The organism is Streptomyces sp. NPDC038200 (genome assembly GCF_055600785.1).
In genome coordinates, this window is record NZ_JBVJYH010000002.1 from 356,453 (window position 1) to 368,426 (window position 11,974).

At 72.8% G+C, this 11,974-nt stretch carries 13 protein-coding genes; 4 read left to right on the forward strand and 9 right to left on the reverse strand.

Features of this window, described 5'->3' with window-relative positions; all coding sequences use genetic code 11:
* Positions 1-53: 53 nt before the first annotated feature.
* From ACZ7KF_RS06620 to ACZ7KF_RS06635, 4 genes are read right to left on the reverse strand one after another with little or no spacing between them, the layout of a single operon-like run.
* Positions 54-1,196, reverse strand: a complete 1,143-nt coding sequence (locus tag ACZ7KF_RS06620; protein ID WP_471069839.1) for an XdhC family protein — start codon at positions 1,194-1,196, stop codon at positions 54-56.
* Positions 1,189-3,321 (reverse strand): xanthine dehydrogenase family protein molybdopterin-binding subunit, encoded by a 2,133-nt coding sequence (locus tag ACZ7KF_RS06625; protein WP_471069840.1) that lies wholly within the window; start codon positions 3,319-3,321, stop codon positions 1,189-1,191. Before ACZ7KF_RS06625 ends, ACZ7KF_RS06620 begins: the two co-directional genes overlap by 8 nt.
* A complete protein-coding gene (locus ACZ7KF_RS06630; protein ID WP_471069841.1) occupies positions 3,318-4,310 on the reverse strand; it encodes an FAD binding domain-containing protein in 993 nt (330 codons plus the stop codon). Before ACZ7KF_RS06630 ends, ACZ7KF_RS06625 begins: the two co-directional genes overlap by 4 nt.
* Positions 4,307-4,888 (reverse strand): 2Fe-2S iron-sulfur cluster-binding protein, encoded by a 582-nt coding sequence (locus tag ACZ7KF_RS06635; protein ID WP_471069842.1) that lies wholly within the window; start codon positions 4,886-4,888, stop codon positions 4,307-4,309. The genes ACZ7KF_RS06630 and ACZ7KF_RS06635 overlap by 4 nt, the downstream gene beginning before the upstream one ends.
* Before the next feature lie 271 nt (positions 4,889-5,159).
* Between ACZ7KF_RS06635 and ACZ7KF_RS06640 the strand changes: the two genes are divergently transcribed.
* On the forward strand, positions 5,160-5,738 hold the full coding sequence (locus tag ACZ7KF_RS06640; protein ID WP_471069843.1) for a TetR/AcrR family transcriptional regulator: 579 nt from the start codon (positions 5,160-5,162) through the stop codon (positions 5,736-5,738).
* Between the two features lie 87 nt (positions 5,739-5,825).
* Here the strand turns inward: ACZ7KF_RS06640 and ACZ7KF_RS06645 are convergent, their stop codons facing one another.
* The 5 genes from ACZ7KF_RS06645 to ACZ7KF_RS06665 all read right to left on the reverse strand — a co-directional run bounded on the left by ACZ7KF_RS06645 (position 5,826) and on the right by ACZ7KF_RS06665 (position 8,470).
* Positions 5,826-6,113 carry a hypothetical protein gene (locus ACZ7KF_RS06645; RefSeq protein ID WP_471069844.1) on the reverse strand — a complete coding sequence of 96 codons (288 nt, stop codon included), beginning with the start codon at positions 6,111-6,113 and terminating at the stop codon, positions 5,826-5,828.
* Positions 6,114-6,341: 228 nt separating this feature from the next.
* Positions 6,342-6,830, reverse strand: a complete 489-nt coding sequence (locus ACZ7KF_RS06650) for a DUF5709 domain-containing protein (protein ID WP_471069845.1) — start codon at positions 6,828-6,830, stop codon at positions 6,342-6,344.
* Positions 6,831-6,936: 106 nt separating this feature from the next.
* Positions 6,937-7,671, reverse strand: a complete 735-nt coding sequence (locus ACZ7KF_RS06655; protein WP_471069846.1) for a hypothetical protein — start codon at positions 7,669-7,671, stop codon at positions 6,937-6,939.
* A complete protein-coding gene (locus tag ACZ7KF_RS06660) occupies positions 7,668-8,216 on the reverse strand; it encodes an RNA polymerase sigma factor (RefSeq protein ID WP_471069847.1) in 549 nt (182 codons plus the stop codon). The genes ACZ7KF_RS06655 and ACZ7KF_RS06660 overlap by 4 nt, the downstream gene beginning before the upstream one ends.
* 68 nt (positions 8,217-8,284) lie before the next feature.
* The gene (locus ACZ7KF_RS06665) at positions 8,285-8,470 is read right to left on the reverse strand and encodes a hypothetical protein (RefSeq protein ID WP_471069848.1); all 186 of its coding nucleotides are present in this window, start codon (positions 8,468-8,470) and stop codon (positions 8,285-8,287) included.
* Positions 8,471-8,817: 347 nt separating this feature from the next.
* Here ACZ7KF_RS06665 and ACZ7KF_RS06670 point away from each other — a divergent pair, with 347 nt between their 5' ends.
* From ACZ7KF_RS06670 to ACZ7KF_RS06680, 3 genes are all read left to right on the forward strand, one after another.
* Complete coding sequence (locus ACZ7KF_RS06670) at positions 8,818-10,821, forward strand: DUF4132 domain-containing protein (protein WP_471069849.1); 2,004 nt, start codon at positions 8,818-8,820, stop codon at positions 10,819-10,821.
* Positions 10,821-11,213, forward strand: coding sequence for a hypothetical protein (locus tag ACZ7KF_RS06675; protein ID WP_471069850.1), 393 nt, complete (start codon positions 10,821-10,823; stop codon positions 11,211-11,213). The genes ACZ7KF_RS06670 and ACZ7KF_RS06675 overlap by 1 nt, the downstream gene beginning before the upstream one ends.
* Positions 11,214-11,304: 91 nt before the next feature.
* Positions 11,305-11,970, forward strand: coding sequence for a response regulator (locus ACZ7KF_RS06680; protein WP_471069851.1), 666 nt, complete (start codon positions 11,305-11,307; stop codon positions 11,968-11,970).
* Positions 11,971-11,974 lie beyond the last annotated feature (4 nt).

Sequence of the window (11,974 nt, forward strand, 5' to 3'; positions counted from 1 at the left end):
TCCCGCGACTCCCCGCCCCGCGGGGAAGTGGTGTCCCCGAGGGGCCCGCCGCTTCAGGCGACTGCCGCCCCGGCGCGTTCTCCGCCGTCGCGGTGGATGGGCGTCTTCGAAACCGTCAGGGGGACCCCCGTGCCGCCCCGCCTGGCGGCGACGATCTCCGCCGCGATCGACAGGGCCGTCTCCTCCGGCGTCCGGGCGCCCAGGTCGAGACCGATCGGGGAGCGCAGCCGCGCCAGCTCCCCTTCGGTCACCCCCTCCGCACGCAGACGCCGGTTGCGGTCCTCGTGGGTGCGGCGCGAGCCCATCGCCCCGACGAAAGCCGCCGGCAGGCGCAGGGCCGCCTTGAGCAGCGGCACATCGAACTTCGCGTCGTGGGTGAGCACGCACAGGACCGTGCGGGCGTCGGTGCCGGTGCGCCGCAGATAGCGGTGCGGCCAGTCGACGACGACCTCGTCGGCGTCGGGGAAGCGGGCCCGGGTGGCGAACACGGGGCGGGCGTCGCAGACGGTGACGTGATAGCCGAGGAACTTGCCGGCCCGCGCCAGCGCCGCCGCGAAGTCGACCGCACCGAAGACGATCATGCGGGGCGGCGGCACGTTCGACTCGACCAGCAGAGTGAGACCGCCGGGGCAGTGCGAACCGTCCGCGGAGAGGTCCACCGTGCCGGTGCGCCCCGCCTCCAGCAGGGCCCGGGCCTCGGCCGCCGCCGTCCGGTCCAGGTCCGGGTGGCCGCCCAGACCGCCCTCCTCCGTGCCGTCGGGCCGTACCAGCAGCGCACGGCCGAGCAGCTCGGCCGGGCCGCGGGCGACCCGGGCGAGCGCCGCCGGCGCGCGCCGGGCGGCGGCCCGCAGAGCCGCCGCCAGGACCGTACGGTCCGGTGCCTGCCCGCCCACCGGCGTGATCAGCAGGTCGATCGTCCCGCCGCACGTCAGCCCCACGGCGAAGGCGTCCTCGTCGCTGTAGCCGAACCGTTCGGTGACGCTCTCGCCCGTCCGGAGCGCCTCCAGGCACAGGTCGTAGACCGCGCCCTCCACACACCCGCCGGAGACCGAGCCGACGACGGTGCCGGCACGGTCGACGGCGAGGGCGGCGCCGGGACCGCGCGGCGCGCTGCCGCCCACCGCCAGCACCGTGGCGACGGCGAACTCCCGGCCCTCCTCGATCCAGTCGAGCAGTTCCCCGGCGATGTCAAACACCCGACGCCCCCGCCGCGACGACACGGTCCGGCCTGATCGGCAGGCTGCGGTGGCGTACGCCGGTCGCGTGCCAGACCGCGTTGGCGACCGCGGCCGCGGCACCCACGATGCCGATCTCCCCGATGCCCTTGATCCCGACCGGATCGTCCGGGTCCGTGTCGTCGATCCAGTCGGCCTCGATGCGGGGCACGTCGGCGTGCGTCGCCACGTGGTAGCCCGCGAGGTCGGCGCCGACATGGCCGCCCGAGGCACGGTCCCGGACGGCCTCCTCGTGCAGGGCCATGGAGATGCCCCAGATCATGCCGCCCAGGAACTGATTGCGTGCCGTGAGCGGATTGACGATCCGGCCCGCCGCGAAGATGCCGAGCATGCGCCGGACACGCACCTCGCCGGTGGTGACGTCCACGGAGACCTCGGCGAACTGCGCGCCGAAGGAGTGCCGTTCGGCGGGAGTGAGGGCGCCGATCGCGGCGGCGGTGTCCGACCGGACGGTGATTCCCTCCGCCGGGATGCCGGCGCCCAGGGCCAGCCGCTCGCGCAGCTCGCCGGCCGCCACCGTGATCGCCCAGGACCAGGAGCGGGTGCCCATGGAACCGCCGGCGATCATCGCGGGACCGAAGTCGCTGTCACCGATGCGCACCCGGACACGCTCCGGGGGCACCTGGAGGGCGTCCGCGGCGACGAGGGTGAGAGCCGTACGGGCCCCGGTGCCGATGTCGGCCGCCGAGATCCGCACGGTGAAGGTGCCGTCCGGATGCGCGGTCGCGGTCGCCGTCGAGGGAGCGGCGCCGGCGGGGAAGGACGCGGCGGCCGTACCGGTGCCGAGCAGCAGGCGGCCGTCCCGGCGCAGACCGGGACGCGGGTCCCGGTCCGCCCACCCGAACCTGCGGGCGCCCTCGCGGAAGCAGGCGGCCAGATTGCGTCCCGCGAACGGCAGGCCGGAGACCGGACCCTTGGCGGGTTCGTTGCGCAGACGCAGCTCGATGGGGTCGATCCCGCACCCCTCGGCCAGCTCGTCGAGCGCCGCCTCCAGCGCGAACGACCCGGGTGCCTCGCCCGGGGCACGCATCCAGGTCGGGGTCGGTACGTCGCGCCGTACCACCCGGTTGGCGGTGTGGTGGGCGTCGGCGTCGTACATCACCCGGGCCACCCCGGCGCTCGGTTCGATGAACTCGTGCACCGTGGAGGTGAGGCTGACGGAGCGGTGCTCCAGTGCGCGCAGCCGTCCGTCGCTGTCGGCGCCGAGCCTGACGCGCTGGGTGGTGGGGCTGCGATAGCCGGCCAGCGAGAACATCTGGCGGCGGGTCAGCACCACCCGCACCGGGCGCTGGAGGAGGGTCGCCGCCATGACGGCGGCCACCTGGTGGGCGCGTACACCCTTGCTGCCGAAGCCGCCGCCGACGTGTTCGGAACGCACGCGCACCGAGGCCGGGTCGAGCGAGAAGAGGCTCGCGAGTTCACCGACAACCCAGGTGGCGCCCTGGTTGGAGTCGATGACCTCCAGCCGGCCGCCGTCCCACCGGGCGGTCGCCGCATGCGGCTCCATCGGGTTGTGGTGCTCTTCGGGGGTGGTGTATTCGGCGTCCACGACGACGGCCGAGGCGGCCAGTTCCGCGTCGAGGTCGCCCTTCTCCGTCACCGCCGGCGCATGGCCGTCCACCGGGTAGGCGTCCGGGTGCTCGCCGGTGAAGTCGACGTCGTGGTCCGCCTGTTCGTAGTCCACCACGAGCGCCTCGGCGGCCTCGCGGGCCTGCTCCGAGGTCTCGGCGACGACCAGCGCCACCGGCCAGCCCAGGTGCGGCACCCGGTCGTGCTGGAAGACGGCGCAGGTCGGATCCGGCCGGCTGCCCATCAGACCGGGGTAGTCGGTCTCCAGGCGCGGTGCGTTGCGGTGGTCCAGGACGGCGAGGACGCCCGGCATGGCGAGCACGGGCTCGGTGTCGAGGGCGCGGATGCGGCCGCGGGCCACGGTGGACAGCACCAGCCAGCCGTGCGCCAGGTCGGCGAAGGGCACCTCGCCGGCGTAACGGGCCGCTCCGGTGACCTTGTCCCGCCCCTCGACGCGGGTGTGCGCGGTACCGACGGAGGACGCCCGGGCGGGCGTGTCGGTGGTGAAGGCGGTCATCGTGCGGCCTCCTCGGCGAGATCGGTCAGGACGGCCACCGCGAGGTTGCGCAGGAGGTCCACCTTGTATCCGTTGTGCGGCAGCGGACGGGCCGCCGCCAGCTCCGCGTCGGCCGCGGCGGCGTAGGTCTCGGGACCGGCCGGCGCACCGGTCAGGACGCGCTCGGCCGTGACGGCCCGCCACGGGCGCGACGCGACGGCGCCGAGGGCCAGACGCGCCTCGTGGACGACGCCGTCCCGGACGTCGAGCGCGGCGGCGACCGAGCCGATGGCGAACGCGTACGAGGCGCGCTCGCGCACCTTGCGGTAGCGGGAGGTGGCGGCCACCGGGGCGGGCGGCAGCGTGATGCCGGTGATCAGCGCGCCCGGGGGCAGGGCGGTCTCGCGGTGCGGGGTGTCGCCGACGGGCAGGTAGAAGTCGGCGAGCGGCAACTCCCCGGCGCCGTCCGCCGTCTCGAAGCGGACGACCGCGTCGAAGGCGGTCAGGGCGACGGCCATGTCGGAGGGGTGGACGGCCACGCAGTGCTCGGACGCGCCGAGGATCGCGTGGTTGTGGTGCTCGCCCGTGACGGCGGGGCAACCGCTGCCGGGCGCACGCTTGTTGCAGGGCTTGGTGACATCGGTGAAGTATCCGCAGCGGGTGCGTTGCAGCAGATTCCCGCCGACCGTGGCCATGTTGCGCAGCTGCCCCGACGCGCCGGCCAGTACCGCCTGGGCGAGCGCCGGGTAGCGGCGCCGGACCTCGGGATGGGCGGCCAGGTCGCCGTTGGTGACCGTGGCGCCGATGCGCAGGCCGCCCTCGGGTGTCGACTCGATGTCGTCCAGCGGAAGTTCGCGGATGTCGACGAGCCGGGCGGGGCGCTCGACACCGGACTTCATCAGATCGACCAGGTTGGTCCCGCCGCCCAGGAAGCGGGTGTCCGGGTCGGCACCGAGCAGCGCGACGGCACCGGCGACGTCGTGCGCCCGCTGATAGCCGAACTCCCTCATGCCGCGGCCTCCTTCGAGGTCGCTCCGGGGAGCAGGCGTCCCTCGTCGGGTCCGGATCCGGCCGCGCGGGCCACCGCCTCGACGATCGAGACGTACGCGCCGCAGCGGCACAGATTGCCGCTCATCCGCTCACGGATCTCGTCGGCGGTCAGGGGTGGTCGCCCGGCTTCCGGACGGATGTCCTCGGTGACGGCGCTCGGCCAGCCCGCCGCGTGCTCCTCGATCACCCCGATCGCCGAGCAGATCTGGCCCGGGGTGCAGTAACCGCACTGGTAACCGTCCAGATCGAGGAACGCCTGCTGCACGGGGTGGAGCCGTTCACCGTCGGCCACGCCCTCGATGGTGGTGATCTCACGGCCTTCGGCCGCCACGGCGAGTTGCAGGCAGGCGACGGACCTGCGCCCGTCCACCAGGACGGTGCAGGCGCCGCACTGTCCGTGATCGCAGCCCTTCTTGGTGCCGGTGAGATCGAGGCGCTCGCGCAGTGCGTCGAGCAGGGTGGTGCGGTGGTCGACGGGCAGTGTGTACTTCTCCCCGTTGATCTTCAAGGTGATGACACTGGACGTCGATGAGGCCATGAGCTGCTTCTTTCGCATTTCCAGGACAGGGGGTCGGCAGCTTGAGTTCCACGCGGCGCGGAAACCGGTCAGGGGGAACTCGTGCCGCCGGGGCGAAGCGAAGGTGCGGGATGCTGGGCTCGAGGAAAGACAGTCGGCGACTGCCGCGGGGCCGCGTCCGTAGCTATGGTGGACGTAAACGGATAGCTGTCCGTTTCATGGAAACTTAACGGACAGTTGTCCGGTTAGCAAGGGCGAGGTTCGGCCAGGAACCCTCGACCGAGGAGGACGAGTGCCGCAGCAGCAGGACTCACCCCGGCGCTCGGACGCGCAGCGCAATCGCGAGCGCATCCTGGAAGTGGCACTCGCCGAACTGTCGCGGTGCGCGAACGCCCCGCTGAGCGTGATCGCCAAGAAGGCCGGCGTCGGGCAGGGTACGTTCTACCGGAACTTCCCCAACCGGGAAGCGCTCGTCCTGGAGATCTACCGCCACGAGATGCAGCAGGTGGCGGACAGCGCGGCCCGCCTGATCGAGACCCGCGAGCCCGATGAGGCCCTGCGTGCCTGGATGGACCGGCTCGCCGAGTTCGCCATGGCCAAGGCCGGACTGGCCGACGCGATCCGGCAGGTCACCGGCGCGCCGGGCCGCCCGGCGAAGCCGCCTCACACGCCGGTGACCGCCGCGGCCGAACTCCTGCTCCGCGCCGGCGAGGAGGCCGGCACCATTCGGCCCGGGGTCACCGCGGACGACTTCCTCCTCGCCATCGCGGGCCTCTGGCATCTGGAGCCGGGCCAGGACTGGCGGCCCCGCGCCGCCCGGCTCCTCGACCTCGTCATGGACGGCCTGCGCGCGGGAGCGCCGCGCGGCTGACCGTCGAGCCGGCGACGCCGGACGCCGCCGGGCACACCGCCACGTCCCGCCGGCACGCCCCGGCGGCAGGCGGCCGGAACGCCCCGGTCAACTGACGAAGACGCTGTGCGTCCCGGGCACCTCCAGTTCCTCTCCGGGAGGGATGATCCGGACGGTGCTGCCCTGGCAGCCCGGGACGTTGTGGACCAGGGCGGGTACGTCCGTGAAGTTGAAGACCGGTGAGAGGTGGGCTATCTCGAAGCAGCCGCTCGGGCTGCCGTGAACGATTCCGTCGATCTCGAGGAACCCGTTCGCGGCGAAAGCGGAACCCGGAACGGTGAGCGTGAGCGCTCCGGCGGCGGCGAGAGGGGCGAGTGTCGAGCTGAGGCGACGCATGACGAACCTCCTGACGTGCAGGCCAGGCACGTATCCCGGCCCTGGAACCGACCGTACGGAAACGCGCGGGCACTGCACCCCGGCATCCGCCAAGCGGATGACTGCGCGGACCGGCCCGGGCTGCCCGCCGAACGGCGTACCCACGGCACCTGCGCGGTCCGTGGGTACGTCGGCGTGGGCGCCGGTCAGGTGCTCGGCGCGGGCCGGCTCGGGCCCTGCGCCTCACGGTCACCCGGGCAGGTCCGTCTCGTCCGGCACGACATGCACCGCCGCCTCCTCGGCGCCGGCCGCGCCGCCGTCGATGCCCACGTCCTGGGCGACCTCCTCCTTGGTGGTGTCGGCGTGGGCGCCCTCGTCGGGGGCGACGAGGCGGCCCGCGCGGGCCTCGCCCGCCTCGGGGTCGACCGGCTCGCCCTCGCCGCCGGGGACGTCACCGACCTCGTCGCCGACCGGAACGGTCACGTCCGGGACCTCTTGGCCGAGCCGCTCGTCGAGGGTCTCGCCCGCCCGCTGTTCCTCGGCGGTGGTGCCGTGCTTGGTGACGCCCAGGGGCCGCTCGGGCGGGGAGTAGCCCTCGTCGAGCATCTCGTCGTACGTGCGTTCGTCGACGGCGTCCTGCAGGTCCAGGGGCCCCGCGTCCTCCTGTTCCTCGTTGGTCCCGGTGGGCTGGTAGGCGTCGTCCGCCATCGGGGTCTGCTCGGACTGCTGGTCGCTCATGGCCGCCGCCTCCTTCGGGTCCGTATGCGGTCCCGGTCCGCGTTTCCCGACGGCGGATCATTAATCCCACCGGCCCCGGGCGTCCCTGCCGCGCGGGCCGCTCCCGCTAGGTGGCGCACGGCCGGGTGGGGAGGGTGGCCAGGCGGCGTACGTGCCGGAGGAGGAGGGTCCTGGGGAAGGGGATGTCCCCGACGTCGGGGTGGTGACGCTCCACGATGTAGTCGTTGACACAGGCGGTGAGGACTTCGGTGAGCACGGGCACCGCCGTACGGTCGCCCAGGTGTTCCTCGGGTGCGAAGCCGTGAGCGACGAGCTGGCTCTCCCAGTGCTCCGCGTCGTGGAACTCGCCTTGGCGGGCGTGGTCGAGGAAGAGGCAGTACTCGGCCGTCCGGTCACCCGCCCCGGCGGCGAACCGCCACCAGAACCTGGCTCCTTCGCCGTGGCCCCACAGGTGCAGCATGCAGGCGAAGGCCCTGGCACCGGCCTGGTGCGCGTAGTGATGGTCGATGAACGCCGCCAGGTCCCGCTGCGCACCGGGGGACAGCAGGACAAGCAGGCTGACCGCCTGGAGATCCGTGTCCGCGCGGCCGATGTCGGCGGTGGTGCGGGCGCCCGGAGCGGTCCAGACGGGCTCGCACGGCACGAGGGCCGCACCCTCCGCGGGACCGGTGCCTTCGCCGCCGTGGAGGGGGCACACGAACCTGTGGCGGACATCGCGCCGCCGCATGAGGCGCGCCCTGGCTGCGGTCAGGTCGTAGGTGTCGTATCGATCCTTCGTCCGTGCTCGGGCCAGCCACTGGTCGAGGGTGTGCCTCGAAGTGGGCTTGGCAGGGTGGGTCATGACGTCTTCTTCCCCTCGTCGGCGCTGTCGGAGTCCTCGGCCTGCAGGAGACGGGCCAGACGCCGACGGGCCTGGCTCAGGTGCGAGCGGACGGTGGCTTCTTCGAGGCCCAGGAGCGCTGCGGCCTCCACGGTGCTGTACCCCAGCCCGTAATGGAGCGTGATCAGGTCGCGCTGACGTTCGCTGAGCCTGCGCGTGGCGGAGTACAGAGTGATCGCGTTCGCCAGACCGTCGTACGGATCCGCGGTGTTGTCCCGGACCGCCGCTTCGAAGGCGGCGATGTCCATGGGCTCCGGCCGACGCTGCCGCTTGCGTTGCTGGTCTCGGATGCGGTTCTTCAGGATGGCCCAGGCGTAAGCCTCGGGGTGCTCCATCTGGCGCATCTGATTCCATTTGTCCATCACGGAGTCGAAGGCGGCATCCACTGCCTCCTCGGTGTCCGCGTCCGAGCCGAGCTGGAGATAGGCGAAGCCCATGTAGCTCTGGCGCCGGTCCGCGTGGAACGCCCAGTACGAGGCCCGAGCGGCATCCGGCCACTGAGCCATGGGCACTGCCTTCCGCCGGCGGCTCGGAAGGCCGACGGCGCCGCTGGACTCCTCGGTTCCGCCCTCGCTCACCGGTCCCTCCCGGTCAGCTCGCCGGGCGCGGCCTGCTGCTGGTCCGGCACGGGCGGACGCATCCCGCTGATGCCCACGCGGACGAAGGCGGTGAGTATCCGCCTGGAAAGGCGCATCGTGTCGGGGCCGAAGACCCGGATGGCCAGTGCGGTCAGCAGCAACGCCGTAACAGCGTCGTGCACGTGCCCTCCCCGTTGGAAGTGGTCTCAAATGTCGCCGCCTCCCCCCTCGGCGTCGGAAGGCGAACGCCTTCACCAAGAGAGCGTTTAGGGGGCCGGAAACGTGCAGGTCGACCGTAAAAAAATATGGTCATCAGGGGTCGATTTATTCCGGTCGGGAATTGATCAAATCAGTTCCCGTACGGTCAGGACGGGTCGGTGCCCGGCCGTACGGTGAGGGTGCCGGGCGCGGTGCAACCCGTCCGGAGGCCGGCCGGCCTCCGGCGGACCCGGGGGCTCGCGTACGGCACCGGTCACCGGCGGCCACAGCGCTCGATCGCATTGTCAGACCCCCCTGTCATCATCTCGCCATGCTGTACGACGCCTTGACGGCCGAACGCGCCTCGCTCGCCCAGCGCCCGCGCGCGCTGCTCGCGAGCGCGGACGCCGCGCACCTGCCCGAGGGACTCGTTCCCGCCCACGCTCCCTGGGCAGCACCCCTGAGGGAGCGCGCGAAGACCGCTGCCACGCCCGAACTGGCCGGGCTCGTACGGCATGTGACCGGCCTGTCCGGGCCGCGTCCCACCTTGCGGTGGCGGCGGACCTGCCTCGGCCTCGTGGACGCGGCGTCGGCGCGGGACCTCGTGGCCGACGTCCTGCGGGCGCTGGCCGAGGACGGTCCGCTGTGCAGCCGGACCGCCGGCGCGCACGCCGGCTGGCTCGACGACCGCCATCACTACCACTACCTCGTCCAGCAGAACGACGGGGACCTGGCGCGGGGCCTCGTCTGGGCGGCCGCGCTGACCGGCGGACCGGCCGCGGTCCGGCACCTCGCCACGCTGGCCCTGCGGGCGGGCAGCCCCCGGAGCGACGTGATCGAGGACCTCAAGCTGGCGGGCGCGGCGATCAACGCGCTGGCCGGGACGGGCGATCCGGCCGCCGTGGAAGCACTGTGGCGGTTGCGGTCCCGGATCAGGCACCGGGCACTGCGCAAACAGCTCGACACCGCGCTGGTCACGGCGGCCGCACAGCAGGGGATCACCGCGGCGCAGCTGGTCGAGCGCAGCGTCCCGGACCACGGCCTGGCGCCCGACGGCTCACTGGAACGGGAGCTGGGCGGACACCGCGTACGCGTGGCGATCGAGGAAGCGGCGACCGTGCGGCTCACCTTCACCCGCCCCGACGGCAGCACGACCCGCACGGCTCCCGCGGCGCTGAAGGACGGCTTCGCGGACGACCTCCAGCAGCTGAAGACCCTGGCCAAGGAGGTACGGGCGACCCTGTCGGCGGAACGGGCCCGGGTGGAGGGGCTGATGTCGGCCGGGCGCGAGTGGCCGTACGACGAGTGGTGCCGCCACTACCGCGACCACCCGGTCACCGGAACACTCGTCCGCCGTCTGATCTGGGAGTTCCAGGACGCCGACGGGAAGTGGCGGGCGACCGCGCCGACGGCCGAGCCGCCCGGCGAGCCCGCGCGCGTCCGGTTGTGGCATCCGATCCGGGCGTCGACGGACGACATCAGGGCGTGGCGGGAACGGCTCGTCGCCGAGCGGCTGCGGCAGCCGTTCAAACAGGCCTTCCGGGAGATCTACCTGCTCACCCCGGCGGAGGAGCAGACGGGCGGCTACTCCAACCGGTTCGCCGCCCACATCGTCCACTACCGGCAGCTCTACGCGCTGTTCAAGGAACGCGGCTGGCAGGCCGACTTCCTCGGCCGGCACGACGGCGGCTACGACGGGCAGGCACGGGCCGAGTTCGGCGACGGCGAGTGGCGGGCCTGCTTCCACCACGAGCCCGCCGCGGACGACGACGGCGGCTACGCGCCCGAGCACGCCGCCACCGACCAGGTCCGCTTCGAGCGGCGGCACGGCCGGCGCTGGCGAGAGGCCCCCCTCGCGGAGGTGCCCCCGCCGGTGTTCAGTGAGGCGATGCGGGACGTCGACCTGTTCGTGGGCGTCACCTCGATCGCCGCCGATCCCGACTGGACCGACCGGGGCGAGGACCGCTACGCCGGGTACTGGCGGACGACCACCTTCGGTGAGCTGACGGCGAGCGCCGAGGTCCGCCGCGAGGCGCTGGCACGGATCCTGCCGCGCCTGAAGATCGCCGACCGCTGCACGCTCGACGGCCGCTTCCTGACCGTCCGCGGCGATCTGCGGACCTACAGGATTCACCTGGGGTCGGCCAACATCCTGATGGAACCGGACGACAGCTATCTGTGCGTCGTCCCGGCACGGCGCGCGGGCGACGGCAAGGTCTTCCTCCCGTTCGAGGACGACCGGCTCTCCCTCGTCCTCAGCAAGGCGTTCCTGCTCGCCGCCGACGCCCGTATCACCGACGAGTCCATCCTCATGCAGATCAAGCGAGGTGCCTGATGGCCACCGTGACGTTCCGGGACGAGACCGCGACGGGCAAGCCGGTCACCGCATGGGAGGTGACCGGGCTGCCGGACCGGATGACCGTACGGGAGCTGATCAGACTGCGGGTCCGTGAGGAGGTGCTCCGGCACAACGCCTGCCCCGGTCACCGCTTCAACGGCCTCGTCCGCCCCGACGACGCCGAGACCGAGCTGAACGGCTACCGGCTCCGCGAACCCCGCCGCATCGACTGGGAGCGCCAGGCCGAGATAGCCGAGCGCGCCTTCCTGGCCAACGGGTTCTTCGTGCTGGCCGGCGACCGGCAGGCCGACGACCTCGACGAGATCGTGGACCTCGGCACCGACCCCGACCTCGTCTTCGTCAAACTCGTCGCTCTCGCGGGCGGCTGACCCCCCAGCGGTTCCGGCCCCGGCCGCACCCACCCTCCTCGATCACGGGACCGGCCGTCGGCGGCCGTCGGCCGCCCCCGATAATGGCATCGTGACCGACAGGCAGCTGCGCGTGGTACTGGCCGAGGACTCCGTCGTGCTCCGGGACGGCATGGTCGAGCTGCTCGGGGCCCGCGGCTGCCAGGTGGTGGCCACCGCCGGAACGGCACCCGAGCTGCTCGCCGCGGTGGCCGAACACCGGCCCGACGTGGCCGTGGTGGACATCCGGATGCCGCCCACGCACACCGACGACGGCATCCGCGCCGCCGTCGAGATCCGGGCGCGGACTCCCGGGGTCGGCATCCTGGTCTTCTCGCAGCACGTCGAGACCGCCTGGGCCTCCCGGCTGATGGCGGACGGCGCGGCCGGCATCGGGTACCTGCTGAAGGAACGCGTCGCCCGCACCTCCGAGTTCGTGGACGCGTTGCACCGCGTCGCCGACGGCGGCACGGCGTTCGACCCCGAGGTGGTCGACCAGCTGATGCGGGGCGGACGGCGCAGCCGGGTGGAGACCCTGACGCCGCGCGAGCGCGAGGTGCTGGAGCTGATGGCACAAGGCCACTCCAACCGCTCCGTCGCCGCGCGACTGGTGGTGTCGGAACGGGCGGTGGAGAAGCATGTCGCCGCCGTCTTCACCAAGTTCGGGCTGCTGGCGACCGACGCCGACAACCGGCGGGTGAAGGCCGTCCTCACCTACCTCGCCGAAAACGGCGGCTGAGGTC

Excerpts from the sequence above, each read along its gene's own strand:
- ACZ7KF_RS06625 (WP_471069840.1), bottom strand. The coding sequence starts at position 3,321 with ATGACCGCCTTCACCACCGACACGCCCGCCCGGGCGTCCTCCGTCGGT.
- ACZ7KF_RS06630 (WP_471069841.1), bottom strand. The coding sequence starts at position 4,310 with ATGAGGGAGTTCGGCTATCAGCGGGCGCACGACGTCGCCGGTGCCGTC.
- ACZ7KF_RS06635 (WP_471069842.1), bottom strand. The coding sequence starts at position 4,888 with ATGGCCTCATCGACGTCCAGTGTCATCACCTTGAAGATCAACGGGGAG.
- ACZ7KF_RS06645 (WP_471069844.1), bottom strand. The coding sequence starts at position 6,113 with ATGCGTCGCCTCAGCTCGACACTCGCCCCTCTCGCCGCCGCCGGAGCG.
- ACZ7KF_RS06650 (WP_471069845.1), bottom strand. The coding sequence starts at position 6,830 with ATGAGCGACCAGCAGTCCGAGCAGACCCCGATGGCGGACGACGCCTAC.
- ACZ7KF_RS06655 (WP_471069846.1), bottom strand. The coding sequence starts at position 7,671 with ATGACCCACCCTGCCAAGCCCACTTCGAGGCACACCCTCGACCAGTGG.
- ACZ7KF_RS06660 (WP_471069847.1), bottom strand. The coding sequence starts at position 8,216 with ATGGCTCAGTGGCCGGATGCCGCTCGGGCCTCGTACTGGGCGTTCCAC.
- ACZ7KF_RS06670 (WP_471069849.1), top strand. The coding sequence starts at position 8,818 with ATGCTGTACGACGCCTTGACGGCCGAACGCGCCTCGCTCGCCCAGCGC.
- ACZ7KF_RS06675 (WP_471069850.1), top strand. The coding sequence starts at position 10,821 with ATGGCCACCGTGACGTTCCGGGACGAGACCGCGACGGGCAAGCCGGTC.